This window comes from Rhodococcus sp. 06-1460-1B (assembly GCF_002258475.1).
Taxonomy (GTDB): domain Bacteria; phylum Actinomycetota; class Actinomycetes; order Mycobacteriales; family Mycobacteriaceae; genus Rhodococcoides; species Rhodococcoides fascians.
This window is the reverse complement of record NZ_NOYS01000018.1, coordinates 166,586-191,867: the sequence shown is the minus strand read 5'-3', so window position 1 is coordinate 191,867 and position 25,282 is coordinate 166,586. Positions and strand designations below refer to the sequence as shown.

At 64.6% G+C, this 25,282-nt stretch carries 29 protein-coding genes; 24 read left to right on the top strand and 5 right to left on the bottom strand.

Annotation, left to right across the window (positions count from 1 at the left end; all coding sequences use genetic code 11):
• Window positions 1–64: 64 nt before the first annotated feature.
• From rpsP to trmD, 4 genes are read left to right on the top strand one after another with little or no spacing between them, the layout of a single operon-like run.
• Complete coding sequence (rpsP, locus tag CH268_RS06960; protein ID WP_032366399.1) at window positions 65–544, top strand: 30S ribosomal protein S16; 480 nt, start codon at window positions 65–67, stop codon at window positions 542–544.
• Entirely contained in the window at window positions 541–783 is a 243-nt protein-coding gene (locus CH268_RS06955; RefSeq protein ID WP_027496687.1) for an RNA-binding protein, read from the top strand. Before rpsP ends, CH268_RS06955 begins: the two co-directional genes overlap by 4 nt.
• A gap of 15 nt (window positions 784–798) precedes the next feature.
• Window positions 799–1,338 carry a ribosome maturation factor RimM gene (rimM, locus tag CH268_RS06950; RefSeq protein WP_094663038.1) on the top strand — a complete coding sequence of 180 codons (540 nt, stop codon included), beginning with the start codon at window positions 799–801 and terminating at the stop codon, window positions 1,336–1,338.
• Window positions 1,339–1,341: 3 nt separating this feature from the next.
• Entirely contained in the window at window positions 1,342–2,022 is a 681-nt protein-coding gene (trmD, locus tag CH268_RS06945; protein ID WP_032370788.1) for a tRNA (guanosine(37)-N1)-methyltransferase TrmD, read from the top strand.
• Between the two features lie 5 nt (window positions 2,023–2,027).
• On the opposite strand, the gene CH268_RS06940 is transcribed toward trmD, so the two are convergent.
• A complete protein-coding gene (locus CH268_RS06940) occupies window positions 2,028–2,984 on the bottom strand; it encodes a serine hydrolase (RefSeq protein ID WP_051365124.1) in 957 nt (318 codons plus the stop codon).
• Between the two features lie 68 nt (window positions 2,985–3,052).
• On the opposite strand from CH268_RS06940, the gene CH268_RS06935 reads away from it, so the two are divergent.
• From CH268_RS06935 to CH268_RS06875, 13 genes are all read left to right on the top strand, one after another.
• Window positions 3,053–5,404, top strand: a complete 2,352-nt coding sequence (locus CH268_RS06935) for a Tex family protein (protein WP_176457863.1) — start codon at window positions 3,053–3,055, stop codon at window positions 5,402–5,404.
• Between the two features lie 107 nt (window positions 5,405–5,511).
• A complete protein-coding gene (locus CH268_RS06930) occupies window positions 5,512–6,375 on the top strand; it encodes a hypothetical protein (protein WP_370878684.1) in 864 nt (287 codons plus the stop codon).
• Between the two features lie 133 nt (window positions 6,376–6,508).
• Entirely contained in the window at window positions 6,509–6,850 is a 342-nt protein-coding gene (gene rplS, locus CH268_RS06925) for a 50S ribosomal protein L19 (protein WP_027496692.1), read from the top strand.
• Window positions 6,851–7,034: 184 nt separating this feature from the next.
• Window positions 7,035–7,826: a signal peptidase I gene (gene lepB / locus CH268_RS06920; protein WP_094663035.1), complete on the top strand. Its 792-nt coding sequence runs from the start codon at window positions 7,035–7,037 to the stop codon at window positions 7,824–7,826.
• Window positions 7,823–8,584: a ribonuclease HII gene (locus tag CH268_RS06915; RefSeq protein ID WP_080732047.1), complete on the top strand. Its 762-nt coding sequence runs from the start codon at window positions 7,823–7,825 to the stop codon at window positions 8,582–8,584. Before lepB ends, CH268_RS06915 begins: the two co-directional genes overlap by 4 nt.
• Window positions 8,585–8,621: 37 nt before the next feature.
• Window positions 8,622–8,927 carry a DUF2469 domain-containing protein gene (locus tag CH268_RS06910; protein WP_008717288.1) on the top strand — a complete coding sequence of 102 codons (306 nt, stop codon included), beginning with the start codon at window positions 8,622–8,624 and terminating at the stop codon, window positions 8,925–8,927.
• 397 nt (window positions 8,928–9,324) lie between these two features.
• On the top strand, window positions 9,325–9,669 hold the full coding sequence (locus CH268_RS06905; protein ID WP_027496695.1) for a histone-like nucleoid-structuring protein Lsr2: 345 nt from the start codon (window positions 9,325–9,327) through the stop codon (window positions 9,667–9,669).
• Between the two features lie 351 nt (window positions 9,670–10,020).
• Complete coding sequence (locus CH268_RS06900; RefSeq protein WP_027496696.1) at window positions 10,021–10,377, top strand: YraN family protein; 357 nt, start codon at window positions 10,021–10,023, stop codon at window positions 10,375–10,377.
• Window positions 10,377–11,882, top strand: coding sequence for a YifB family Mg chelatase-like AAA ATPase (locus CH268_RS06895; RefSeq protein WP_094663033.1), 1,506 nt, complete (start codon window positions 10,377–10,379; stop codon window positions 11,880–11,882). Before CH268_RS06900 ends, CH268_RS06895 begins: the two co-directional genes overlap by 1 nt.
• Window positions 11,879–13,000: a DNA-processing protein DprA gene (gene dprA, locus CH268_RS06890; RefSeq protein ID WP_027496698.1), complete on the top strand. Its 1,122-nt coding sequence runs from the start codon at window positions 11,879–11,881 to the stop codon at window positions 12,998–13,000. Before CH268_RS06895 ends, dprA begins: the two co-directional genes overlap by 4 nt.
• 98 nt (window positions 13,001–13,098) lie before the next feature.
• Window positions 13,099–13,881: a siderophore-interacting protein gene (locus CH268_RS06885; protein ID WP_027496699.1), complete on the top strand. Its 783-nt coding sequence runs from the start codon at window positions 13,099–13,101 to the stop codon at window positions 13,879–13,881.
• Between the two features lie 69 nt (window positions 13,882–13,950).
• A complete protein-coding gene (locus tag CH268_RS06880) occupies window positions 13,951–14,877 on the top strand; it encodes a tyrosine recombinase XerC (RefSeq protein ID WP_094663031.1) in 927 nt (308 codons plus the stop codon).
• A 69-nt stretch (window positions 14,878–14,946) separates the two neighbouring features.
• A complete protein-coding gene (locus tag CH268_RS06875) occupies window positions 14,947–16,311 on the top strand; it encodes a MinD/ParA family ATP-binding protein (RefSeq protein ID WP_441346970.1) in 1,365 nt (454 codons plus the stop codon).
• 3 nt (window positions 16,312–16,314) lie between these two features.
• Here CH268_RS06875 and CH268_RS06870 read toward each other — a convergent pair whose 3' ends face one another.
• The gene (locus tag CH268_RS06870) at window positions 16,315–16,815 is read right to left on the bottom strand and encodes a M23 family metallopeptidase (RefSeq protein ID WP_081371335.1); all 501 of its coding nucleotides are present in this window, start codon (window positions 16,813–16,815) and stop codon (window positions 16,315–16,317) included.
• Window positions 16,816–17,157: 342 nt separating this feature from the next.
• On the opposite strand from CH268_RS06870, the gene rpsB reads away from it, so the two are divergent.
• The 6 genes from rpsB to CH268_RS06840 all read left to right on the top strand — a co-directional run bounded on the left by rpsB (window position 17,158) and on the right by CH268_RS06840 (window position 22,225).
• Window positions 17,158–18,048: a 30S ribosomal protein S2 gene (rpsB, locus tag CH268_RS06865; RefSeq protein WP_032366407.1), complete on the top strand. Its 891-nt coding sequence runs from the start codon at window positions 17,158–17,160 to the stop codon at window positions 18,046–18,048.
• Window positions 18,049–18,207: 159 nt separating this feature from the next.
• Entirely contained in the window at window positions 18,208–19,032 is an 825-nt protein-coding gene (gene tsf, locus CH268_RS06860; protein WP_027496703.1) for a translation elongation factor Ts, read from the top strand.
• Between the two features lie 164 nt (window positions 19,033–19,196).
• Window positions 19,197–19,925, top strand: a complete 729-nt coding sequence (gene pyrH / locus CH268_RS06855; protein WP_027496704.1) for a UMP kinase — start codon at window positions 19,197–19,199, stop codon at window positions 19,923–19,925.
• Window positions 19,926–19,980: 55 nt separating this feature from the next.
• Window positions 19,981–20,538 (top strand): ribosome recycling factor, encoded by a 558-nt coding sequence (gene frr, locus CH268_RS06850; RefSeq protein WP_027496705.1) that lies wholly within the window; start codon window positions 19,981–19,983, stop codon window positions 20,536–20,538.
• A 36-nt stretch (window positions 20,539–20,574) separates the two neighbouring features.
• Window positions 20,575–21,489, top strand: a complete 915-nt coding sequence (locus tag CH268_RS06845) for a phosphatidate cytidylyltransferase (protein WP_027496706.1) — start codon at window positions 20,575–20,577, stop codon at window positions 21,487–21,489.
• Between the two features lie 16 nt (window positions 21,490–21,505).
• Window positions 21,506–22,225 carry a class I SAM-dependent methyltransferase gene (locus CH268_RS06840; protein ID WP_176456708.1) on the top strand — a complete coding sequence of 240 codons (720 nt, stop codon included), beginning with the start codon at window positions 21,506–21,508 and terminating at the stop codon, window positions 22,223–22,225.
• 21 nt (window positions 22,226–22,246) lie between these two features.
• Here CH268_RS06840 and CH268_RS06835 read toward each other — a convergent pair whose 3' ends face one another.
• The gene (locus CH268_RS06835) at window positions 22,247–23,089 is read right to left on the bottom strand and encodes an HpcH/HpaI aldolase/citrate lyase family protein (protein ID WP_032366409.1); all 843 of its coding nucleotides are present in this window, start codon (window positions 23,087–23,089) and stop codon (window positions 22,247–22,249) included.
• Between the two features lie 90 nt (window positions 23,090–23,179).
• Window positions 23,180–23,620 (bottom strand): LapA family protein, encoded by a 441-nt coding sequence (locus CH268_RS06830; protein ID WP_094663200.1) that lies wholly within the window; start codon window positions 23,618–23,620, stop codon window positions 23,180–23,182.
• A gap of 166 nt (window positions 23,621–23,786) precedes the next feature.
• Between CH268_RS06830 and rlmN the strand changes: the two genes are divergently transcribed.
• Entirely contained in the window at window positions 23,787–24,938 is a 1,152-nt protein-coding gene (gene rlmN / locus CH268_RS06825) for a 23S rRNA (adenine(2503)-C(2))-methyltransferase RlmN (protein WP_045841851.1), read from the top strand.
• Between the two features lie 4 nt (window positions 24,939–24,942).
• Here the strand turns inward: rlmN and CH268_RS06820 are convergent, their stop codons facing one another.
• A complete protein-coding gene (locus CH268_RS06820) occupies window positions 24,943–25,212 on the bottom strand; it encodes a DUF2631 domain-containing protein (protein ID WP_027496710.1) in 270 nt (89 codons plus the stop codon).
• Window positions 25,213–25,282 lie beyond the last annotated feature (70 nt).

Genomic DNA, 25,282 nt, shown 5'->3' with positions numbered 1-25,282 from the left:
GTTCGCATGCCGTGCGAACCGCTGAATTGCGCAGTGACCACTCCTCGAAAGGCTTCACCAGAACATGGCCGTCAAGATCAAGCTCATGCGTATCGGCAAGATCCGCACCCCGCATTACCGCGTCGTCATTTCCGACGCCCGCACCCGCCGTAACGGCCGTGCAATCGAGACCATCGGGACGTACGAGCCCAAGCAGGACCCCAGCGTCATCGAGATCAACTCCGAGCGTGCGCAGTACTGGCTGGGCGTCGGCGCGCAGCCGACCGAGCCCGTCGAGGCACTGCTGAAGATCACCGGCGACTGGCAGAAGTTCAAGGGTCTGCCCGGCACCGAGGGCACCCTCCGCGTCGCCGAGCCCAAGCCGTCGAAGCTCGACCTCTTCAACGCTGCGCTGGCGCAGGCGGATTCCGAGCCCCAGGGCGAGGCCACCACCGCCAAGAAGAAGAAGGCGCCGAAGTCGGACGATTCCGCTGCCGCGGAGACCACCGACGCTGCAGCAACCGAGACGGCAGACGCGCCGGCCGCCGAGGCTGCTGAGAAGTGAGTGCCGTTGTCGCCGATGCCGTCGAACACCTCGTTCGCGGCATCGTCGCCAATCCCGATGACGTTCGCGTCGAGATGATCACCGGCCGTCGTGGTCGCACCGTGGAAGTTCACGTGCACCCCGACGACCTGGGCAAGGTCATCGGACGCGGTGGTCGCACCGCTACGGCGCTGCGCACTCTCGTCTCCGGAATCGGTGGTCGCGGCATCCGTGTCGACGTCGTCGACACGGACCAATAGGTCACGTAACCCATCATGGAGCTGGTCATCGGTCGTGTCGCCAAGTCGCACGGCATCAAAGGTGAAGTGGTTGTCGAGGTTCGCACCGACGACCCCGACGACAGATTCGCCGTCGGCACTGTTCTGCGTGGCCGCAAGCCACGATCGAATGCACAGCCCGTGACACACACGGTGGACGCCGTCCGGGAACACTCCGGGCGGCTTCTGCTGCGTCTGAACGGCATCGACGACAAGACCGCAGCGGACGAATTGCGCGGGATTCTCTTCGTCGTCGAATCCACCGATCTCCCGCCGTCCGACGATCCGGACGAGTTCTACGATCACGAACTCGAAGGCCTCACCGTCGTACTGACCGACGGTTCCGTCGTCGGTACCGTCCGTGAGGTCCTGCACTCGGCAGCAGGCGAACTGCTGTCCATCACGCCGAGTTCTGACGAGGAATCCGGTCGTTCCGAGATACTCGTACCCTTCGTCTCGGCCATCGTGACCTCTGTGTCGTTGGCAGACAGGACAATCGAGATCGATCCGCCCGAGGGCTTGCTGGATCCGGAGTAGTTCGTGCGCCTCGACGTCGTCACCATCTTCCCGGAATACCTCACCCCACTGCGTACTGCTCTGCTCGGTAAGGCGATCGATCGCGGGCTGGTATCGGTGGACGTTCACGACCTGCGCTCCTGGACCCACGACGTGCACAAGGCCGTCGACGATTCCCCGTACGGCGGCGGGCCGGGAATGGTCATGAAGCCGACCGTCTGGGGTGACGCACTCGACCACGTGCTGACCGACGAGTCGCTCCTCGTCGTCCCCACTCCCGCAGGGGTGCCGTTCACACAACGTACGGCGGAAAGATGGTCCACCGAACAGCATCTCGTGTTCGCGTGCGGTCGCTACGAAGGCATCGATCAACGCGTGTTCGACGACGCCGCACGCCGCGTTCGGGTCGAGGAAGTCAGCATCGGAGACTACGTTCTCATCGGCGGCGAGGCGGCAGTACTGGTCATGGCCGAGGCCGTCGTCAGATTGATGCCGGGCGTACTCGGCAATCAGCAGTCGCACCAAGAGGATTCGTTCTCCGATGGGCTGCTGGAGGGTCCGAGTTACACCCGGCCGGCCCGATGGCGAGAACTCGACGTCCCCGAGATTCTGTTGTCCGGCGACCACGCGAAGATCGCCGCCTGGCGTCGAGAACAATCTCTGCGCAGAACAGCGGACCGACGCCCGGATCTACTGACGGACTGACGTTTTCAGCTGATTCTGCCGTCGGGGAACAACATCGACACGAAGCCGGTCAGGGTGTCCCGTGCGTGCAGTGCGCTGGCGTCGTCGCTCACGTCGACGACGGCTGTGTCCGGATAACTTTCCATGTCGTCGGCGTAGAAGATGTCTTCACGGGACGACAGGGCCAGTACGTAGCGATTGTCCGCGCCGATGGTTCCCGTCGACAGATGGACCCACCGATCGGACACGCAGCACATCCAGCCCTGCTTGACTGCATGCACGGTCTCGCCCGGTAAGCCGTCGACGATCCCGAAGTGTTGCTTGTAGCCGTCGGCAGCTACGGGGGCCGAGCGTCGCAGCATTCCGATGATGATGTCGGTCGACGCGGTGGTCAGACCGCCGCTGCCGTTCAGCAGCCCGGCGTAGTAGCCGACCAGGTCGCTGGGAGTCGTTTCCGTGTTGTACCACTGGTCGTCGCCGGGAGCGTCGGTGTTCCTCAGGGCATATCGCGCCGCGACTGCGCGGACGATCTCGGACGAACCGTATCGATACCAGAGCGTGTATGCGGCATTGTCGTCGGAGAACTCGAGCATGCTGGTCATCGTGGCCAGCTCGTCGGCGGAGACGGGGCGGTTCTGCGACTGCGCCTCGAACATCACCTCGTCGGCAATGAAGAGCTTGGAGACCGACGCCGTTTCGATCGGCTCGTCGGCATCGCTGCTGTAGTAGGAACCGGTCTCTCGATCCAGCAACGCGAAATTCACATCGGCACCGCGGGCTCGCGCCGATTCCACCGCCATCGGAATACGCGCTTCCAGGGCCACGCCGTCGACCTTCTGGATATCCGGGAACGGTGATGCCGATGTCTCGGCCGAATCCCTGCCACCGGGATCGCCGGCTTGATCATCGGGCGGTACGGAGCACGCGCTCAGGACCAACAGTGCGGCGCAGGTGGCGGTCAGTAACCGAGCCCCCCTGACCATCTACAGAACTCTCCCGCACATAGAACCGCTGACCGACCTGTCCCACACTAGCGGTAGGGTCCATCGCCGTGACCACTGCTCTGAAATCTGTGAACAAGCGCATAGCCGAAGAACTCGATGTTCGCGAAGAACAGGTTCGTGCCGCTGTAGAACTCCTCGACGGCGGGTCCACGGTCCCGTTCATCGCGCGCTACCGCAAGGAGGTCACCGGCACACTCGACGACGCGCAATTGCGCCAACTCGACGAGCGACTTCGATACCTCCGAGAACTCGACGAGCGGCGAGATGCCGTCATCGAATCGATTCGTTCGCAGGGCAAACTCGACGACGCGCTCGAACAGTCGCTGATGCTGGCCGAGACCAAGGCCCGCGTCGAGGACATCTACCTGCCGTTCAAGCCCAAGCGTCGGACGAAGGCACAGATTGCGCGCGAGGCCGGCCACGAACCCGTCGCAGACGCGCTGTTCACCGATCCGTCCACCGACCCGGCGCAGTTCGATCAGGAGCAGCTCGACGGGGCACGAGCAATTCTCGTCGAGCGTTTCGCCGAGGATGCCGACCTGGTGGGTGAGCTGCGTGAACTGATGTGGACCTCCGGCAAGCTGGTCGCCACCGTGCGCAAGGGAAAAGAGGAGGAAGGCGCGAAATTCTCGGACTACTTCGAGTTCTCCGAACCGTTCACGAGCCTGCCCTCGCATCGCATCCTCGCGACGCTACGCGGTGAGAAGGAAGAGATTCTGTCCCTCGGGTTCGAACCGGAGCGGGACGAGCCGACTCCCGGTGTGCCCAGTGTCTACGAGGGGCGTATCGCCACCAAGTTCGGAATCGCAGATCGCGGCCGCCCGGCCGACAAGTGGCTGCTCGATACCGTTCGCTGGGCATGGCGCACAAAGATGCTGGTCACCGTCTCACTCGATACGCGCATGAGACTGCGCCAGTCGGCCGAGAAGGACGCCGTGGACGTGTTCGCGAGTAACCTCAAAGATCTGTTGTTGGCCGCACCCGCCGGAAACCGCACCACGATGGGACTCGACCCGGGCTTTCGTACCGGAACCAAGGTGGCGATCGTCGACGCCACCGGCAAGGTCGTCGACTACGACACGATCTATCCCCACAAGCCGCAGGGCAAGTGGGACCAGGCGGTGGCCACACTCGCCGGGCTCGCGGCCAAGCACAAGGTGGAGCTCATCGCCATCGGAAACGGTACGGCGTCACGCGAAACCGATTCTCTGGCAGCAGAATTGATTGCAAAATTCCCGGCGGCGAATTTGACCAAGGTGGTGGTGTCCGAGGCGGGTGCCTCGGTCTACTCGGCGTCGGCGTACGCCTCGAGTGAGCTGCCCGAACTCGACGTCTCCATCCGCGGCGCGGTCTCGATCGCTCGCAGGCTGCAGGATCCGTTGGCCGAGCTGGTCAAGATCGACCCCAAGTCCATCGGTGTCGGCCAGTACCAGCACGACATCTCCGAAACTCTGCTCGCCCGTTCTCTCGGGGCCGTGGTCGAGGATGCGGTGAACGCGGTGGGTGTCGACGTCAACACAGCGTCGGTACCCTTGCTGTCGAGGGTCTCCGGTATCGCCGGTTCGCTCGCCGAGAGCATCGTGGCGCACCGCGACCAGAACGGTCCGTTCGCCAGCCGCAGCACCCTCAAGGACGTACCGCGCTTGGGGCCCAAGGCTTTCGAGCAGTGCGCCGGGTTCCTGCGCATCTCCGGGGGAGAGGATCCACTCGACCGCTCCAGCGTGCACCCGGAGGCCTATCCCGTCGTGCGCCGCATCGTCGACAAGGCGGGTGTGGGCGTGCGCGAGGTGGTGGGCAACACCGCACTCCTGCGCCGCCTCGATCCCGCCGAATTCGTCGACGAACGATTCGGGTTGCCCACCGTCACCGACATCATCTCCGAGCTGGAGAAGCCTGGACGCGATCCGCGTCCGGAGTTCAAGACCGCTACTTTCGCAGCCGGTATCGAGAAGGTCGCCGACCTGAAGCCGGGGATGACGCTCGAAGGTGTCGTGACCAACGTGGCGGCGTTCGGTGCTTTCATCGACGTCGGCGTGCATCAGGACGGACTCGTTCACGTCTCTGCGATGTCGCACAACTTCGTCAAGGACCCGCGTGAGGTCGTCAAATCCGGAGATGTGGTGCGGGTCAAGGTGATGGAGGTCGACATCCCACGTCAGCGCATCGGCCTGAGTCTGCGGTTGGACGACGAACCCGGTGCCAGCGGTGGCAAGGACGCACCTCGTAAGCAGCAGGGTGACCGCTCCCGCGGTACGTCCTCGAGCAAGGGCAACGGCCGTCAGAGCAATGGCGGCCAGGGCAACCGCCCGCAACGCGACCGACGCGGCGGTGGCCCCGCAGCGACACCTGCGGCAGGTTCCATGGCCGACGCGTTGCGCAAAGCGGGCTTCGGGAAGTAGCGCTCGGACTTTCCCGGTCGATGCCGACCCCGGCGGCGACGAACGAGAATAGGCTGATTCGGCGATAGCCGTTGTTTCGGGCGTGCGGCGGGAAGGACGTGGAGCGCGTGAGGTGGTTGGAGCACGGTGTCGTCGAGCACGGCCGCCTTCCGTTGCTCTGCTTCCTGCTCGGCCTACTCGTGGGATTTCTGCTGATTCGCCTGAGCGTCAGAATGATTCGCGCAGATGTGAAGTGGTGGCCTGGCAACATCACCCCTGGCGGTCAGCACATTCACCATGTCGTGTTCGGAATCGTGCTGATGCTGTTGGCGGGGATCGGCCTCATCGCGGTGTACGTGGACGGGTCGCAGACCATCGGTGCCGTGCTGGCGGCGATCTTCGGCAGCGGTGCTGCCCTCGTGCTCGACGAATTTGCACTCATCTTCTATCTCCGCGACGTCTACTGGTCCGAGCAGGGCCGAACATCCGTCGATGCGGTATTCGCAGCCGTCGCCTTCACCGGGTTCCTGCTACTGGGACTTCACCCGTTGGAGCTGCTCAGCCCCGCCGATTTCCGGGCCGATCCCGATCCCTGGGTTCGCGGAACACTCGGTGTGCTGGCACTGCTCAACCTGAGTCTGTGCGTCGTCGTGCTGCTCAAGGGCAAGATCTGGACCGGGCTGATCGGGCTGTTCGTTCTGCCCATCCTCATTCTGGCCGCGGTCCGACTCAGCAGGCCGAGTGCACCCTGGGCGAGGTGGCGCTACACGAGCAGACCGAAGAAGATGGAGCGTGCGCTGCGGCGAGAGAAGAAGTGGCGCAGGCCGTTGATACGGGCCAAGATCTACCTGCAGGATGCGATCGCGGGCAAGCCCAGCATTGTTCACGCGGTCGAGGCCACCGAGGACGAGCTCGCGCGGACCGTCGTGCCTGCACCCCAGGCCGGAACCGTGGCCCAGTCCTCGGTCGGGGCGATTTCCTCGAACGCCTGACGGTCTGGCACAATAGGCGGGTTGCCTCTCGCGAGGCACACACCTCACTCGGAGTACGAACCAGTTGTGCCGCCCCGGTGGCGAGCCGCTCGGTTCCTCTGCTCAAGCGCAGAACGCAAGGATGGCACAACCGATGAACACCCTGGACTTTCTCGACAATCAGTCGCTGCGTAGCGACATCCCCGATTTCCGCCCCGGCGACACGCTGAATGTGCACGTCAAGGTTATCGAAGGCTCGAAAGAGCGTATTCAGATCTTCAAGGGCGTCGTGATTCGACGTCAGGGCGGTGGCGTTCGTGAGACGTTCACCGTTCGTAAGGTGTCGTTCGGCGTCGGCGTGGAGCGCACTTTCCCGGTGCACAGCCCCAACATCGCGCAGTTCGAGGTCCTCACTCGCGGCGACGTTCGTCGCGCGAAGCTGTACTACCTCCGCGATCTGCGTGGCAAGGCCGCCAAGATCAAAGAAAAGCGCTGACCCGGTCGTATCGACCGCTTCGAGCAGCAACCATGCCGCGTCACCGAACATCGGTGACGCGGCATGGTGCGTTGGAGCCACCGCCCTGATGTTTCGGACGTACCGGTACTAGCGATACTCGGTGAAAACGCCGCAGGCGCGGACCGACCGGCCCGCGGGCGACGGTTCCGGCTAACCTGTCCAGGTGACGCAGTCCCCACAGGATCCGACCCCACAGGGTTCGACGAACGAGCCCGACGACGAGTCTCCCCGGAACAAGCGTGCGGATCGCAAGCAGCGGTCCTTCTGGCGCGAACTTCCCATCCTCATTCTGGTAGCTCTCGTGCTGAGTTTTCTGCTTCAGACGTTCGTCGCCCGGGTCTATCTCATCCCATCCGAATCCATGGAACCGACACTGCACGGCTGCGCCGGCTGCACCGGGGACCGCATCGTCGTGGAGAAGATCGGCTATCGATTCGGCGATCCGAAGCCCGGCGATATCGTCGTGTTCCGCGGCCCCGATTCCTGGAACGACGAATTCGTCTCGCAGCGCTCCGACAATTCGGTCATCCGCGGGGCCCAGGAAGTGGGCTCTTTGATCGGAGTCGTCGCTCCGGACGAGAACGATCTGGTCAAACGCGTCATTGCCACCGGCGGTCAGACGGTCGAGTGCTGTGACGCTCAGGGACGGGTGCTCGTGGACGGAAAGCCGTTGGACGAGCCGTACATACAGATGGATTTCCCGTTCGTTCCGGACACGATGACCTGCGAGACCGAATTGAAGTCGGGCCGGTGCTTCGACCCTGTCACGGTGCCCGAGGGCAACATCTGGGTCATGGGCGACAATCGCAGCAATTCGCGAGACTCGCGGTATCACGTCACCGACGAGTTCACCGGCACCGTTCCGCTGGACAACGTGATAGGTAAGGCCGTGGCCATCGCGTTGCCGCCATCGCGAACCGGCCTCCTGGACTCGCCGGACATTCAGGGTCGATGACGGCACGTCCTCGTCCCGCGCCTCGTGCGCGCGCATCTCTGAGCCGCTCGTCGTGGCCGCCGCGTCCCATCATCAGGAGGGCGGCGGGGCTGCGGACCATGGAATCGGCACTCGAACGCAACGGGCTCGGTCCGGTTGCGGGTGTCGACGAAGCAGGCAGGGGAGCCTGCGCGGGGCCGTTGACGGTCGCGGCGTGCATTCTGGGATCCCGGGCGCACACTGCCCTTGCGGACCTCGACGATTCCAAGAAGCTGACCGAGCGTCGCCGGGAGGAGCTCTTTCCCCGGATCAAAAAATTGGCACTGGCATGGAGTGTGGTGTTCGTCGACGCGGCCGAGGTCGACCGAATCGGGGTGCACGTGGCGAACATCGAGGGAATGCGCCGCGCGGTGGCGGGCCTGGGCCTCACTCCCGGGTATGTCCTCACCGACGGCTTTCGGGTTCCCGGACTTCCGGTGCCGTCTCTACCCGTCATCGGAGGGGACGCCACAGCTGCCTGCATCGCTGCGGCCAGTGTGCTGGCCAAGGTGTCCAGAGACCGGTTGATGGTGCAGATGGACACCGACATTCCCGGCTACGGATTCGCCGTGCACAAGGGGTACAGCACACGTGCTCATTCGACCGCGATGACCACGCTCGGCCCGAGCCGGGAGCATCGAATGTCCTATGCCAACGTGGCTGCCGCGGCAGCCGGTCGCTCGCGTAGCGAGGTCGACGCGCTGGGGCGAATGGACTGCACCGACGACGGTGCGCCATGATTGAATTTCACGCCCGACTGGAGGATGAAAGAGACCGATGAGTGCCGAAGATCTCGAAAAGTACGAAACCGAGATGGAGCTCTCGCTGTACCGCGAGTATCGGGACATCGTCGGACAGTTCAACTATGTCGTCGAAACCGAGCGTCGTTTCTATCTCGCGAACTCCGTCGAACTCATTCCGCACAATGCCGACGGTGAGATCTACTTCGAATTGCGGATGTCCGACTCGTGGGTATGGGACATGTACAGACCGGCTCGTTTCGTCAAGCACGTGCGGGTGATCACGTTCAAGGACGTCAACATCGAAGAGCTGGACAAACCGGATCTGCGTCTCCCCGAATAGTCCTACCCGGGTCGGATCGGCAGGTGTGCCCGGTGCCTGACGGGCGCACCTGGACGGTTCCGCTCGGCGGATTCCCCGTGTGAAGTGTTCCGAAGCGCACCGATCAGCGAAAAGCTGGACAACCGACCGAATAATTCCGCGTGTGCTGTTTCGGGCTGAGGACCGTTGCCGTGTTACGTCGAGCGCGGGAGAATCGTCGAAATGTGAACGCCGAATTCTGTTGTCTCACATAGTATTTCGATTTAATGATGCAAATAGCTTCCGGTATTCACACGTTTTCGTACCGAATGTTTTCGACCCTACGTCGATGTGAACATCGTTGGGTCTTTGCCTCGGTCCGATAATCGGTGGTAGAACTTGAATTACCACATTCTCCCAGACGCGTAAGAGGTACGAGATGGCACGCAAGACGCTTGTCCAGATGATCGACGATGTCGACGGCTCGGTAATCAAAGAAGGCCAGGGGGAGTCGATCGAATTCGGTATCGGTGGAAACCAGTACCGCATCGACTTGAATCTCAAGCATGCGAACGAACTGCACGAGCAGCTGGCTTTCTGGATCGAGCACGCCGAGAAGATTTCCGGTCGCCGCCCCCGCAAGACCGGTGCCGCGCCTGCACCGGCTCGAGGAAAGGTCGATCTGCAGGACATCAGAGCGTGGGCTCGCGAGAACGGCCACGAGGTCAGCGCCCGAGGTCGAATCAGCCAGGAAGTTCAGGCCGCCTACGAGGCTGCGCACTGACCGCCTCCCAGCCTTGATATGTCCGCTGTCTTCGGTCAGCGGTAGTTCGGTCATCGAATTCGATTACCAATTCCGTGCTTCAGCTCCGTCCGTGCAGTAATCCGGACGGAGCTTTTGCATGTTCGAACCATTTGTCGGGCGATCGACAGGGCATGAACGCCGGTAAGCACACAGGTACGACAAAACAGGTGTGTCGGCCCTGCGATTCGACGGTTCTCTCCACAGGATTGCGCGTGTCCACAGGGCAATGCGGCACCTGCACTTTCTCGGAATCACCTCCTTTCGGTCGTGTCACCGTCATGGCGACCGGATCCGGCCGTGCTGTGCGGCCGCAGAGTGGAGGAATTCGACATGCCGACCAATCAAGAACTCGGGGCCCGCGGTGAGGACCTTGCTGCACGCCATCTCGAGCACATCGGCCTGGAGGTGATCGAGCGGAATTGGCGGCATCGTTCGGGGGAGCTCGACATCATTGCGCGCGAGGGCGAGACGATGGTGTTCGTCGAAGTCAAAACGCGTTCGGGAATCGGTTACGGAACGCCGGCGGAAGCGGTGACGTACACCAAGCAGACTCGGATCAGAGGATTGGCGTTGCAGTGGCTTTCGCTTCGCGGAGGGCCGTGGGTCCACATCCGATTCGACGTGATCGCCATCGTGATCGGTCGCGGTGACGACCCTGTTCTCACTCACGTCAGGGCGGCGTTCTGATGCCCCTGGGACGAGCCCATTCGGTGGCGGTCAACGGCGTCGACGGAGTGTTGGTGGAGATCGAAGCCGATATCGGTCAGGGTCTTCCGGGGACCCATCTGGTGGGACTGCCCGATACCGCGCTGAACGAATCGCGTGATCGTGTCAAGGCCGCGGTGAAGAATTCGGGTGGTACCTGGCCGGACAGTCGAGTGATTCTCGCGTTGTCTCCGGCGACGTTGCCCAAGGGTGGCTCGGTGTACGACCTGGCGTTGGCATTGTCGGTCCTCGACGCCGCCAAGGCCATTCCGCGGGGAAGCCTGTCGGAGACGGTGTTTCTGGGTGAGTTGGCTCTGGACGGCAGGTTGCGTGCGGTCCGCGGGGTACTGCCCGGAGTGCTCGCGGTGAAGGCGGCGGGGTGGCAGCGGGTGGTGGTGCCGAGTCGGTGTCTGCCCGAAGCGGGTCTGGTTGACGGTATCGAGGTGTTGGGTGCCGATTGCCTGGCAGATGTCGTTGCGTGGCTTCGTGGTGAGCAGGCGCTGGAATCGCCCACCCCGACCGACTGGCATCAGGAGAGCTATCCGGATCTCAGTGACGTTGCCGGTCAGGCAGATGCCCGATGGGCGTTGGAGGTCGCTGCGGCCGGTGCGCATCACATCATGTTGACCGGTCCACCGGGAATCGGGAAAACGATGCTTGCGCAACGTCTTCCGGGGATACTCCCGCCGCTCACCGAGTCCGAGGCGCTGGAGGTGACCGCGATCCATTCGGTGGCGGGGCTGCTGACGAGTGCGCGGCCGCTGATCACATCGCCGCCGTTCATCGCCCCACACCATTCGACGTCGGTGAGTGCGTTGGTCGGAGGAGGCACCGGAATGGCCAAACCGGGCGCAGTCAGTCGCGCGCATCGCGGAGTCCTGTTTCTCGACGAATGCGCCGAGATGAGCATCCGGGTACTCGAAGCGTTGCGAACCCCACTCGAAGACGGTGAAATTCGGATTGCGCGTCGCGACGGGGTGGCCCGGTACCCGGCGAGGTTCCAACTCGTCCTGGCGGCCAATCCGTGTCCGTGCGCGCCGGCGCGGCAGGCCGACTGCGTGTGCGCGCCCACTGCTCGCCGCAAGTACTTGGGAAAACTGTCCGGACCGCTCCTCGACCGGGTCGATCTCCGAATTCAGATGATGGGAGTCGCGACCGGGACGCTGGTCGACGACATCGGAGAAGGAACGGCCGATATTCGCGCCCGCGTGACGGGAGCGAGGGATGCTGCCGCTCATCGTTGGTCGGAGTTCGGGTGGAGGACCAATGCGGAAGTGCCCGGACCCGCACTGCGTCAACGGTTTCGGCTCGCTCGGTCGACGCTGGCACCGATCGAGCGGGCATTGCGCAATGGATCGCTGACCGCGCGCGGCGCGGATCGTGCGATTCGGGTGGCGTGGACTCTGAACGATCTCGCCGGCGGCACCGTGCCCGGTGCAGACGAGGTCGGTGCCGCACTGGATTTTCGAGACAGGGGAGTGGCATGACCTATGACGCACGTCGGCTGGCGTGGGCGTATCTGTCCCGGGTGGCACAGGGTCCGCATCGCACGGTGACGGACCACGCCGCTGCCCACGGCCCCGAGGTCACCGCCGCAGCCGTACGCGCCGGACACTTGGGTGAGCGACTGGCAGCACGGGCTCATGTCGACACTGCAGCAGCAGATCTGGACCACATGGCCGCTCTCGGTGGACGGCTGATCACCCCTGACGACGACGAGTGGCCTGCGTGGCGTTTTCTCGGCTTCGACGGGTCCGGCCTTACCGCGGGTGTCGACACATCGCCGCCGATCGCACTGTGGGCGTTGGGAAACCGGTCTGTCGGAGCAGACACCGAACGATCGGTGTCGATAGTCGGAACCCGAGCGTCGAGTCCGTACGGCGACCACGTCACTGCCGAGATCTCCGCCGATCTGGCGCTGGACGGCTGGACCGTCGTGTCGGGTGCTGCCTTCGGTATCGATGCGGCAGCGCATCGCGCGGCACTCGGAGTCGAGGGGACGACGATGGCGGTGCTCGCCTGCGGCGTCGACCGGGCATACCCGGCGGGCCACTCCCGCCTGTTGCGTCAGATCGCCTCGAGCGGTGTCGTTCTCAGTGAATACGCGCCGGGCACCACTCCGGCCAAGCACCGGTTCCTGGCGCGCAACCGACTGGTGGCGGCTCTCGGTTCGGCGGTGGTGGTCGTCGAGGCAGGATGGCGAAGCGGGGCGCGCAACACCGCGGCGTGGGCGGCGAAACTGGGGCGCCCCGTTCTTGCGGTGCCGGGGCCGGTCACTTCTCCGACGTCGAAGGGATGCCATCGCATGATTCGTGAGGGTGAGGCCGTTCTGGTGTCGAGCTCGCACGATGTGGTGGCCGAGGCCGGGGCGCTCGGCTCGCCGGAGGAACCCCGTCCCGATCTGTTCCGGGAAATCGATGCGCTGTCCGAGACCGCACTGTTGATCTACGACGCGCTGCCGGCCACGGGAGCGTTGTCCACCCGTGAACTGTCGGAGAGTTCCGGAGTTCCGTTGTCGAAGGTCCGCGCCGCGCTACCGGTGATGGAGATGGACGGCTTCGTGAGCAACGACGAGACCGGGTGGGCCCGGGTGGTGCGCGGCTGAGGTGACGGCCCTACCGAGGCCCGGTGAAGGTAGGGTGTTAGGTAATGCTTAGTCGGTGTAGTGAGCATCGGCGTCGTTCGCTCGAAGAGGGGTCTGTAGTGCCGCGTAAGAAAACCACGTTGACCGTAGTGCGCACGGAAGCGCTGACCCCGCACATGCACCGGGTATATCTGGGTGGTCCAGGCTTCGAGGAGTTCGACGCCATCGATAAGACCGATGCGTACGTCAAGCTGTTCTTCGGAACCGAGGACGAACCGATCATGCGGACCTACACCGTTCGATCCGTCGACACCGACGCGCGGGAAATCGCCATCGACTTCGTGGTGCACGGCGACGAGGGCGTCGCCGGACCGTGGGCCACACGCGCGAAGCCGGGCGACGAGATGTCGTTCTTCGGGCCGTCGGGGGCGTACGCGCCTCGCCCCGATGCCGATTGGCACCTGTTCGCAGGCGACGAATCGGCTATCCCGGCCATCTCGGCCGCGGTCGAGGCCCTCCCCGAAGACGCCATCGCCAAGGTGTTCATCGAGGTCGGCGACCGTCACGACGAGATCTATATGGAGACTCTCGCAGTCGTCGACGTCACCTGGGTGCACCGGGGCGCGTCGTCGAACGAGATCGGCGACGACCGGGCCGGAGACAACGCACCGCTGATCGAGGCCGTCAAGAACACCGAATGGTTACCCGGGCAGGCGCAGGTGTTCGTCCACGGTGAGGCGCAGGCCGTCATGCACAACCTCCGTCCGTACATCCGCAAGGAACGTGGGGTCGGGGCCGAGTGGGCGTCGATCTCGGGTTACTGGCGTCGGGGGCGGACCGAGGAAACCTTCCGAGCCTGGAAGCGTGAGCTGGCACAGGCGGAGGCGGGAGTCGACGCCTGATCGCGCACCGACGTCCACCCGACGGCGTGTCCGGTTGTCGCGCGAGACGTCAGCGCCCAAGCTGAGCCGATGACCGATTCGCTGCCGCCGCACCTGGAGGTGCACGTCGAGGAGTTCGCCGAACACCTGCGCCTCGGCCGGGAACGGTCGGAGCACACCATCCGGGCCTACGTTGCCGACGCGCGTTCGTTATTGGTGCACCTGGCCGCGTCCTCACCGGGCGCAACGATCGCCGATCTGGATCTGCGTGTCGTGCGCTCGTGGTTGGCGGGGTACTCGGCAGCCGGCGCGGCCCGGACATCGATGGCCAGGCGCACCTCGTCGGTGCGAACGTTCGGGGCGTGGCTCGAACGGGTCGGGGCTGTGAAGGTCGGCCCCGCGCAGCGTCTCGCGTCCCCGTCGGGTCACCGCACCCTGCCCGGAGTGCTGCGTCACGATCAAGCGACGCGAGCGCTGGACGCTGCCGAGTCGGGTGCCGCCGAACTCGATCCCATAGCGCTGCGCGATCGACTCGTCGTCGAACTGTTGTATGCGACGGGGGTCCGCGTGGGGGAGCTGTGCGGTCTCGATGTCGACGACGTGGACACCGATCGACGAGTCGTTCGGGTGGTGGGCAAGGGCAACAAGGAACGTTCGGCACCGTACGGTCTGCCGGCCGCGCATGCACTCGACGCCTGGCTCACCGACGGCAGGCCTGCCCTGGCCGTCGATCGATCGGGACCGGCCCTGTTGCTCGGGCGTCGGGGTGGACGGCTCGACCAGCGACAGGCCAGGTCGGCGGTGCATGCTGTGCTGGAGACAGTCCCCGGCGGCCCCAGCCTGGGACCGCACGGCCTGCGCCATACGGCAGCCACGCATCTGCTGGAAGGAGGTGCCGATCTCCGGGTGGTGCAAGAACTGCTCGGACATGCATCTCTTGCCACGACGCAGATCTATACTCACGTATCCGTCGAACGGTTGCGGGCGGTGCACGATCAGGCGCATCCCAGAGCATGAGCGTCGAGCTGGGCGGCGCATCGTTTGGTAGCGTCTGCCCAGGATCGACTACACCGAATACGGGGGACCGTGGACCGCGACCGACCGCAAGGTAAATCGGAGCCGTGGTCGACGCATGGCCACAGTGCGCCGGTGAACGGGGCACGACCCGGCAGTGCAGTCGCCGGCAGTGCAGCCGCCGGCCGGGGCGACGATGCCGCCGGATCCGTACCGTCGGAACCGATGTCCACTCCACGCTCCACGCCCCGGCAGCCCCCGCCGTGGCAGACGCCCGATTCTGCGCAGCGACCTCCCGTGCCCCCGCGGTACAACCCGCCCGTGCCGCTTCGACCGGGCCCGCCGGCCGCCTATCCCGAGGCACAGATGCCGCCCGTTCCGCCCGTCGGAGACGATCGGTCGCAGGCCCAGCAGGCCCAGCAGGCCCAGCCGGCCCAGCAGGCACCCTGGTCCCCGCAGCCGTGGGCAGGTGCCCCGAATCCGTATCGTCCGAGCAGTCAGGACCTGGGTGCCGAATCGCTGCTCAAACGACCCAAGCGCACCTCGTCGTCGGGGTGGCGTCGCGGTGTGCACCGGTTGACCGGTGGCGTCATCAATCCCGGCGAGTCGACGGCCGAGGAGCGCTACCGCAACCAGGTCGATCGCATACGGCAGCCGGTGCTGGGGGACTACCGCATCGCGTTCCTGTCGCTCAAGGGCGGGGTCGGCAAGACGACGACCACTCTGGGTCTGGGGTCGACGTTCGCGTCGCTGCGCGGAGATTGCGTCATTGCCGTCGACGCGAACCCGGATTTCGGGACACTCGGAGAGCGGGTACCGCGTCAGACCGCGTCGACTGTTCGCGACTTGTTGGCCGCAGCCCCGAACATTCGCCGGTATTCCGACATTCGCGCTCATACCTCGCAGGCACCGAGCCGACTGGAAGTGTTGGCCGGTGAGCGGGATCCCTCGGCGTCGGAGATGTTCGGCGAAGAGGACTATCGCGCGGTCATCGACATGCTGCAGGTCTATTACAACCTGATCCTCACCGACTGCGGAACCGGCATCATGCACTCGGCGATGAACGGGGTGCTGCAGCTGGCCAATGCGCTGGTTCTGGTCAGTTCGCCGGCCGTCGACGGGGCACGGAGCGCAGCCGCGACTCTGGACTGGCTGGAACTGCACGGATACGGCCATCTGGTCGAGCGCACGGTCGTGGTGATCAGTTCGGTCCGACCGGGTTCGTCCGCGGTCGACATGAACTTGTTGCAGCAGCACTTCCTGGAACGCTGCCGCGCGGTGCTGGTGGTTCCGTTCGACGAGCACCTCGCCGAGGGGGCCGTGGTCGATCTCGAGAAGCTGCGTCCCCAGACCAGGAGCGCTTTCGTCGAGCTTGCCGCCATGGTCGCGGACGACTTTCCTGCCGCGTCCGGTCGTCACTCCGGCCCTGCGCACTGACCGTCACCGAACCGGCTCCTGCACGGGTTTCAATCTGATCGGACGGGCACGCACCAGGGCCGTCGGATCGAGGTATTCGCGGCCCCGCTTGATGCCCCAGTGCAGGCATGTCGCCGTGCAGCCGTCGTGTCCCGACGTCAGCGAACCCAGGATGTCGCCGCGTCGTACTCGTGCTCCGGCCCGGACCGCCGCCGTCACGGGTTCGTACGTCGATCGAAGTCCGCCCGGATGGTCCACCGACACCACCGGCTTACCGGCCACGAGGCCTGCGAACACGACCGTGCCGTCGGCGACGGCCAGAACCGAGGTGCCGTCCGCCGCGGCGAGGTCGACCCCGCGATGGCCGGGGAGCCAATCGTGTTCCGGGCGGTCGAACGGTGTCACGACGCGAGGGTGCGGCCGTATCGGCCACGCGAACGAGTCCGATTCGGCTGCCGCGGCCGGCGTGGTCAGCACGATCGCGGCAAGAACGCAGGCGATGCACCCGGTACGAAGAGTGTTCACTCGTCGACGATGGCCTGTGAATGTGCTGGAAAACGAGGCCCAGCACGAATTGTGGACAACCGAAAGATTCGTCCACAGGCACCGGAATCTCTTGACAGTCGGGCCTGGTTATGACGGGGGCCGCCGCAGGTCTACACTCCTTGTTGCGGCCTGTGCGTGCACGGGTCGACTTCGCGCGTCCGCGTCATCGTATCGACTGCCTCGGCAGAGTTCACGATACGAGAACCGGTTGTCGGCGGTCCTGATCCCCCTGTGGTTCAGGTCCGACAACTTCGGCGGTCGCCAGGGCAGAGGTCACCGACACTCTGCGTCAACCGAACCATGAAAGAGAGTTATTCAGCCATGGCTGTAGTAACAATGAAGCAGCTGCTCGACAGCGGCACACACTTCGGACACCAGACCCGTCGCTGGAACCCGAAGATGAAGCGATTCATCTTCACCGACCGCAACGGCATCTACATCATCGACTTGCAGCAGACTCTGACCTTCATCGACAAGGCCTACGAGTTCGTCAAGGAGACGGTCGCCCACGGCGGCACCGTTCTGTTCGTCGGCACCAAGAAGCAGGCACAGGAGTCCATCGCCGCTGAGGCAACTCGCGTGGGCATGCCCTACGTGAACCAGCGCTGGCTCGGTGGCATGCTCACCAACTTCCAGACCGTGCACAAGCGCCTGGTCCGCCTCAAGGAGCTCGAGGCAATGGAGCAGACCGGTGGCTTCGAGGGACGCACCAAGAAGGAAATCCTCATGCTCACGCGTGAGATGACCAAGCTCGATCGCACCCTCGGCGGCATCCGCGACATGGCCAAGGTTCCGTCGGCCATCTGGATCGTCGACACCAACAAGGAGCACATCGCCGTCGGAGAAGCGCGCAAGCTGAAGATCCCGGTCATCGCGATCCTGGACACCAACTGCGATCCCGACGTGGTCGACTACCCGATCCCGGGTAACGACGACGCGATCCGTTCCGCTGCGCTGCTGACCAAGGTCGTCGCATCCGCAGTGGCCGAAGGTGTGCAGGCCCGTGCAGGCCAGAACACCGCAACCGACGCCAAGCCCGAGGTCGGCGCAGGCGAGCCGCTCGCAGAGTGGGAGCTCGAGCAGCTCGCACAGGCGTCCCCGGCCGCTGACGCTCCGGCAGCAGAGGCTCCCGCAGCCGATGCGCCGGCCGCCGACGCCCCGGCAGCAGAAGAAGCACCGGCAGCAGAAGAAGCGCCGGCCGCTCAGGCTTGATCGAATTCGGTCCCGGTTCACCCTCGGGGGTGGGCCGGGGCCGCTTCGGTATGTCAGGGTTGTGATCGGTCCGGCTCCACAGCGAGCCCGTCGATCACGCTTCGAGAACAGCACTTTCGTCAACGCCCGTATTCAGACTTTTGAGGAGGCTCGCCCACGATGGCGAACTACACTGCCGCCGACGTCAAGCGGCTCCGCGAGCTCACCGGCTCCGGAATGATGGACTGCAAGAACGCACTCGCCGAGAACGACGGCGACTACGACAAGGCCGTCGAGTACCTGCGTATCAAGGGTGCCAAGGACGTCGGCAAGCGCGCCGAGCGCAACACCGCCGAAGGCCTCGTCGTCGCCGAGGGTGGAGTGCTCGTGGAGATCAACTCCGAGACCGACTTCGTGGCCAAGAACGACGAGTTCCAGACGTTCGCCGCGTCCGTCGCGGCGACGGCTGCAGCAGGCGAGCCTGCTGATGTCGACGCTCTCAAGGCACTCGACCTGAACGGCAAGACCGTCGAGACGGCTCTGAACGAGTTGTCGGCCAAGATCGGCGAGAAGCTCGAAATTCGCCGCGTCGTGTCCTACGACGGCAACACCGCGACCTACCTGCACAAGCGCAGCGCGGACCTGCCGCCTGCCGTCGGCGTGCTGGTCGAGTACACCGGTGACGGCGACGCCGCCGGCGATGCTGCGCGCGCTGCCGCGATGCAGATCGCAGCGCTCAAGGCCAAGTACGTCACCCGTGACGAGGTTCCCGAGGATCTGGTCGCCGCCGAGCGTCGGATCGCAGAAGAAACCGCGCGCGAAGAGGGCAAGCCGGAGCAGGCTCTGCCGAAGATCGTCGAAGGTCGCGTCAACGGATTCTTCAAGGACGTCGTTCTCACCGAGCAGAAGTCGGTTCAGGACGGCAACAAGACCGTCAAGGCCATCCTCGACGAGGCCGGCGTGACCATCACCCGTTTCTCCCGATTCGAGGTCGGCGCCAGCTAGTCTGCGCTGGATCCGATCGAGGCGATGCCGTTCATTCGATTTCATCGAGTGGACGGCATCGTTCGTGCGCGAGGCAGGTCGGAGCCGTGTCCACCGATCGGGTGCCGATAGGGCAGGATGATCGGTGAGTAAACCGTAGTGTTCGACGAGTACCGAGGAGAGCTATGACCGATCCGGCCCCTGACCGTCCCGGGTTCCGACGCGTGATGCTCAAACTGGGTGGGGAGATGTTCGGTGGTGGCCAGGTGGGGCTCGATCCGGATGTCGTGAACAACGTTGCCGAGCAGATCGCCGAGGTGGTGGCCACCGGAGTTCAGGTCGCCGTGGTGATCGGTGGCGGAAACTTCTTCCGCGGTGCCGAATTGCAGCAGCGGGGGATGGACCGATCTCGCTCGGACTACATGGGCATGCTAGGCACGGTCATGAATTGTCTTGCGCTGCAGGATTTTCTGGAAAAGCAGGGTGTTGCCACCAGAGTGCAGACCGCGATCACGATGGGCCAGGTGGCCGAGCCGTACCTCCCGCTGCGCGCGCGACGGCACCTCGAGAAGGGGCGTGTCGTCATCTTCGGCGCAGGTATGGGCATGCCCTACTTCTCGACGGATACGACGGCGGCGCAGCGGGCGCTCGAGATCGGTGCCGAGGTGCTGTTGATGGCCAAGGCCGTCGACGGTGTCTACTCGGCCGATCCACGGCTCGATCCCGACGCGACGATGTTCGACACGATCACCCACCGCGAAGCCCTCGAGCGAGGCCTCAAAGTTGCCGACGCGACTGCCTTCAGCCTCTGCATGGACAATCAGATGCCGATGTTGGTGTTCAATTTGCTGATTCAGGGAAACATTGCTCGCGCCGTGTCGGGCGAGAACATCGGCACGCTGGTCACGTCGTGAATGCCGCCGACACGACCGCGAACGAACCGAGAACGAAGACGATGGAGGACAGATCGTGATTGACGAAGCTCTCTTCGACGCCGAAGAGAAGATGGAAAAGGCCGTATCGGTTGCCCGTGACGATCTGTCCTCGATCCGCACCGGGCGGGCCAACCCGGGAATGTTCTCGCGCATCGTCATCGAGTACTACGGTGCCCCGACGCCCATCACCCAGCTGGCCAGCATCAGCGTGCCGGAGGCGCGATTGGTGGTGATCAAGCCGTACGAGTCGAATCAGCTCGGGCCGATCGAAACCGCTATCCGCAATTCCGATCTCGGCGTCAACCCCACCAACGACGGCAACCTGATTCGTATCGGCGTGCCGCAGCTGACCGAGGAACGACGCCGCGAGTTCGTCAAGCAGGCCAAGGGCAAGGGCGAGGACGCCAAGGTGTCCATTCGCAACGTGCGCCGCAAGACGATGGAAGAGCTCAAGCGCATCCAGAAGGACGGCGAGGCCGGCGAGGACGACGTCGTACGTGCCGAGAACGAGCTCGACAAGACCACCGCGAAGTACACCGCCTCGGTCGACGAACTGGTCAAGCGCAAAGAGGGTGAATTGATGGAGGTCTGACCTCCTTCGATAGTTGCGCAACACGGTGGAACGACGATGAATATCGAGGAGTTGACGACAGTGGTGGGACCGGATCGGCAGGAGGGCAGCGGCACGCCCGCTGGCTCGTCCGGGGTCGCCGCCACGAAGTCCGCCGGCAAGGCGGGTCGAAATCTGCCTGCCGCGATCGGCGTCGGCGGCAGTTTGGGTATCGGGTTGATCCTCGTGCTCGTGTTCGTGCCGCTGGTATGGATCGGTGTCGTGGCCGTGGCGTTGGCCGTCGCGACGTACGAGGTGTCCAAGCGGCTCCGCGAGGGCGGTGTTCTCGTTCCGCGGATCCCGCTGATCCTCGGTGGTCAGGCCATGATCTGGCTGGGCTGGCCGTTCGGTGCCGTCGGAGTGCTCAGTGCGGCTGTGGGCACCGTCGTGGTCTGCATGGTGTGGCTGTTGCTGAGACAAGGCTTCGGTACTGCTCCCAAGAACTATCTCGAAGAACTCTCCGTCACCGTTCTGGTGGCGTGTTGGCTACCGCTGTTGGCCTCGTTCGCCGTTCTGATGGTCCTGCAGGACAACGGTGCCGGCCGCATCCTGGTCTTCGTCATCGGCGTCGTGTGCTCGGATGTCGGTGGTTACATCGCCGGTGTGCTGTTCGGCAAACACCCGATGGCACCGGCCATCAGCCCGAAGAAGTCCTGGGAAGGGCTGGTCGGGTCGCTCATCTTCTGCGTCATCGGTTGCCTGCTGACGGTGACCTTGATTCTCGAGGCCAACTCGATGATCGGTGTCCTGCTGGGAGTCGTGCTGGTCGTGACGGGAACTCTGGGCGACCTCATCGAATCGCAGGTCAAGCGCGACCTTCGAATCAAGGACATGGGCTCGTTGCTGCCCGGCCACGGCGGCATCATGGACAGACTCGACTCGTTGCTGCCCTCTGCGTTCGTTGCGTGGCTCGTCTTCACCGTGTTGCTCTGACCGACTCCGCCGGACGATGAGCGGTGATCGCGGCGGGGTGATTCCCAGTCCCAACATCTGGCACTGGCCGCATCTGTACGAGGCGGAGAACAGGGCTCAGGACGTCGACGGCGCTGTGTTCGCGACCATTCGATCGACCGTCGATTGGACGGCCGAGAACGTCGTGGACGTGGGCTGCGGCAGCGGTTTCCATCTTCCGATGTTCGCTGCGGACGCCCGGTACGTCATCGGTGTGGAACCGCACGCCCCATTGGTGGCCGCAGCCCGCACGCGCGTCGAGTCACTTGCGAACGTCGACGTGCGTGCGGGTAGAGCGGACGCGCTGCCCGTCGACACAGGTTCGGTCGATCTCGTCCACGCGCGAACCGCGTATTTCTTCGGCCCCGGCTGCGGCCCGGGTATCAGCGAAGCGATGCGAGTTCTGCGGCCCGGAGGGGCGTTGGTGGTCGTGGACCTCGACGCGACGGCGTCTCCGTACGGGGACTGGATGCGTGCGGATCTCCCGCACTACGATCCGGCGGCCGTCGAGGCGTTCTTCGATGCCCAGGGATTCGAGATGCGACGCGTCGACACGAGGTGGGCGTTTCCCGACCGCCGGGTTTTGCGGGATGTGCTGGGAATCGAGTTCTCACCGCGGGTAGCGCGCGCTGCGGCACGGCAGGTCGACGGCCTCACCCTGAATGTGCGCTATCGCATCCACGTTCGATACAAGCCGACCGGCGTCGAGTCGATCTGAGCCTGGCTCGGCAGCGAGCGATCAGGACGCGGCAGAGATTCCGAAGATTCGAGCCAGTTCGTTGATCTTGAGAGCCTTTGCCAGACGCGGCAGATCGCTGCCGTCCTTGACGTGAGCACCGTCGGCACCGAGAGCGTCGATGACATCGTGAGCCCAGGACACGTCGGTCGGGGAGGGGGCCAGTTCGCGGTTGACGATGGCCACCTGATCGGTGTGCATACAGAGTTTGCCTGCCATGCCCATCGAGAGCGTCAGGGCTGCATCGCGCCCGAGGATGCTGTCGTTCGCGGTCAGTGTCGGACCGTCGATGGGTCCGGGCAGTCGTGCGACGCGCGAGGAGACGACCAGTCGCGAGCGCGGGTAGGCCATGGCGAGCGGGTCGTCGCTCATGCCCGTGTCGCGTCGGAAGTCGCCGCTGCCGAAGGCGAGACGGAATGTCGAGTCCGCGCGCGCGATTTCGGTGGCGGCCTCGAGTCCTGCTGCTGATTCGACCAGCGCGAGGATCGGGGTGCCGTCGGCGAGGCGGGCGGCTGTCGCCTCGACCTGACCGCCGCTCTCGGTCTTCGCGAGCATGACCCCCACCAGGCCGGGCAGCCCGGACAACGCGGCGAGATCGTCGGCCCAGTACGGGGTCGTCGCGTCGTTGACGCGCACCCAGGCCGAGTTGCCCTCGCTGAGCCAGCGCACGACGGTCTCGCGAGCAGCAGGCTTCTTCGCTGGAGCGACTGCGTCCTCGATGTCGAGGATGACGGCGTCGACACCGGATGCGACAGCAGCGTCGAAGGTATCGGGCTTGGTGGCCGGAACCAACAGCCACGATCGTGCGCGGTCGGGTGCAACGCCGGATGCCACCGGTGTCTCCATGAAAGTAGTCACGTCATGCTCCTCGAGTGAAGTCGGGCACCGCCAACCTTATCGATTCAGAGCATCGGTGCCAGCTTCTGTACATAGTGTTCACGAACCGTGACGCTGGTTCTTCTTCGCTGCGCGCCGGACCTGCAGGATTCGGGCACCGCCGGCCATGGCCATCACCAGCGCGCCCGCGATCGCGGCCAGCAGCATGCTGATTCCGAGGGGTAGGTCGAGCTGCCAGGCGAAGATCTGGACGGTGACCGAGTCGAGGTTCTGCACGATGAACACCAGGAGGATTACGAGGACGACGGCCCCGACCACCAGACCGGTCCAGAGGGCGGCGGTGCGGGTGTGCGCCACGTCGGTTGGGGTGTGCTGCTGTTCCGGAACGAACTCGGGGTCGGGCGCGGAATGGCCGTCCGAATCCGGGGTGGTGATCGGGGTGAGGTCGCCGGCGGCACTCGTCGGCCGGTCGAATCCGGGCGTGGCCGAGGCCGATGTGTCGAACGGTGCCTCGTTGCTGTCGTCTGCTCTGGTGGCCATGTCGATGATCCTTTCGCACGCGTGGTCCGAATGCACGCGCAATCGGTCCCGGCGTCGATACCCGTCAGGGCACCGTCGAAAACCGCCGCGAATAGGACTGTGAGCGGAACGGGTGGACAATGGTGGGTATGGAGTTGAGTCAGCAGGAACGACGCGGGGGTCGAGCATGAGTGATTCCGCAGCCGCAACGGACAGCACGACCGAGCAGAAGAGACCGAATCTTCCGCTGGTCTTCACAGCTCCGCGTCGGGGAATGCCGTCGCGTCACCTCGCCGACCTGGACAAAGAGGGCCTGCGTGAGGCAGTGAAGGCACTCGGTCTACCGGCATTCCGGGCCGACCAACTTGCGCGGCACTACTACGCGCGGCTCGAGGCCGACACCACCAAGATGACCGATCTTCCGGCCGAGGCTCGGGAGAAGGTCGGTGCCGATCTCTTTCCCACCTTGCTGACGCCGATCAAGCACTTGGCGTGTGATGACGGTGACACTCGAAAGACCCTGTGGAAGGCCAACGACGGGACTCTGCTCGAGAGTGTTCTGATGCGGTATCCGGATCGCGCGACGCTGTGCATCTCGAGTCAGGCCGGTTGCGGAATGGCATGTCCGTTCTGCGCGACCGGTCAGGCCGGCCTCACGCGGAACCTGTCGACGGCGGAGATCGTCGATCAGGTCCGTTCGGCGGCCGCGGACATGCGCGACGGCGTCGTCCCCGGCGGTGAGGGTCGTCTGTCCAACGTCGTGTTCATGGGCATGGGCGAGCCGCTGGCCAACTACAAGCGCGTCGTCGCGGCGGTGCGCAAGATCGTCTCACCAGCCCCCGACGGGCTGGGACTGTCACAGCGTTCGGTCACCGTATCGACGGTCGGCCTTGCTCCGGCCATTCGAAAGCTGGCCGACGAGGGTCTGTCGGTGACCTTGGCCGTGTCTCTGCACACGCCGGACGATGAGCTGCGAGACACGTTGGTCCCGGTCAACAATCGTTGGTCGGTGGCGGAGGTTCTCTCCGCTGCCCGGTACTACGCCGATCAGACCGGTCGACGCGTCTCGATCGAGTACGCGATGATCCGGGACGTCAACGATCAGCCGTGGCGAGCGGACATGCTGGGCAAGAAGCTGCACAAGGCGCTCGGATCCCGGGTACACGTCAACCTGATTCCCCTCAACCCGACTCCGGGTAGCGAGTGGGATGCCAGCCCGAAGCCGGTGGAGCGGGAATTCGTTCGCCGGGTCATCGCGCAGGGCGTCTCGTGCACCGTCCGCGATACCCGAGGGCAGGAGATCGCGGCGGCGTGCGGTCAGCTCGCCGCCGAGAACTGAACCGCTAGCGGGGCTTGCGGCGGACGATGACGTCGCGCACGACGAGTCCGACCAGCGCGACGGCAAATCCGACCAACCACAGGTCCTCGACCTTGCCGGTGTGATTTCCGATGATCATGAACAGCAGGAACGCGGCAACGACGATGGCTGCGACGCGCATCGCCTTGTTCGACTCGCCGCTCCAACCCCATGCGGCGGACGGCACCTCGGGCACCTCGTTGCGGGTATCGACGACCGGGTCGTACGAAGCGGATTCCAGTTCGGTATTTGCCACCGGTCGATCCTCTCGGGTGATGCGTTCACGTGGGTCCCTGCACGCACGGTGCGAGGCGCGTTGTCGGAAC

Excerpts from the sequence above, each read along its gene's own strand:
- rpsP (WP_032366399.1), top strand. The coding sequence starts at position 65 with ATGGCCGTCAAGATCAAGCTCATGCGTATCGGCAAGATCCGCACCCCG.
- rimM (WP_094663038.1), top strand. The coding sequence starts at position 799 with ATGGAGCTGGTCATCGGTCGTGTCGCCAAGTCGCACGGCATCAAAGGT.
- CH268_RS06940 (WP_051365124.1), bottom strand. The coding sequence starts at position 2,984 with ATGGTCAGGGGGGCTCGGTTACTGACCGCCACCTGCGCCGCACTGTTG.
- rplS (WP_027496692.1), top strand. The coding sequence starts at position 6,509 with ATGAACACCCTGGACTTTCTCGACAATCAGTCGCTGCGTAGCGACATC.
- CH268_RS06915 (WP_080732047.1), top strand. The coding sequence starts at position 7,823 with ATGACGGCACGTCCTCGTCCCGCGCCTCGTGCGCGCGCATCTCTGAGC.
- CH268_RS06910 (WP_008717288.1), top strand. The coding sequence starts at position 8,622 with ATGAGTGCCGAAGATCTCGAAAAGTACGAAACCGAGATGGAGCTCTCG.
- CH268_RS06905 (WP_027496695.1), top strand. The coding sequence starts at position 9,325 with ATGGCACGCAAGACGCTTGTCCAGATGATCGACGATGTCGACGGCTCG.
- CH268_RS06900 (WP_027496696.1), top strand. The coding sequence starts at position 10,021 with ATGCCGACCAATCAAGAACTCGGGGCCCGCGGTGAGGACCTTGCTGCA.
- CH268_RS06895 (WP_094663033.1), top strand. The coding sequence starts at position 10,377 with ATGCCCCTGGGACGAGCCCATTCGGTGGCGGTCAACGGCGTCGACGGA.
- dprA (WP_027496698.1), top strand. The coding sequence starts at position 11,879 with ATGACCTATGACGCACGTCGGCTGGCGTGGGCGTATCTGTCCCGGGTG.
- CH268_RS06880 (WP_094663031.1), top strand. The coding sequence starts at position 13,951 with ATGACCGATTCGCTGCCGCCGCACCTGGAGGTGCACGTCGAGGAGTTC.
- rpsB (WP_032366407.1), top strand. The coding sequence starts at position 17,158 with ATGGCTGTAGTAACAATGAAGCAGCTGCTCGACAGCGGCACACACTTC.
- tsf (WP_027496703.1), top strand. The coding sequence starts at position 18,208 with ATGGCGAACTACACTGCCGCCGACGTCAAGCGGCTCCGCGAGCTCACC.
- pyrH (WP_027496704.1), top strand. The coding sequence starts at position 19,197 with ATGACCGATCCGGCCCCTGACCGTCCCGGGTTCCGACGCGTGATGCTC.
- CH268_RS06845 (WP_027496706.1), top strand. The coding sequence starts at position 20,575 with ATGAATATCGAGGAGTTGACGACAGTGGTGGGACCGGATCGGCAGGAG.
- CH268_RS06840 (WP_176456708.1), top strand. The coding sequence starts at position 21,506 with ATGAGCGGTGATCGCGGCGGGGTGATTCCCAGTCCCAACATCTGGCAC.
- CH268_RS06835 (WP_032366409.1), bottom strand. The coding sequence starts at position 23,089 with ATGGAGACACCGGTGGCATCCGGCGTTGCACCCGACCGCGCACGATCG.
- CH268_RS06830 (WP_094663200.1), bottom strand. The coding sequence starts at position 23,620 with ATGGCCACCAGAGCAGACGACAGCAACGAGGCACCGTTCGACACATCG.
- rlmN (WP_045841851.1), top strand. The coding sequence starts at position 23,787 with ATGAGTGATTCCGCAGCCGCAACGGACAGCACGACCGAGCAGAAGAGA.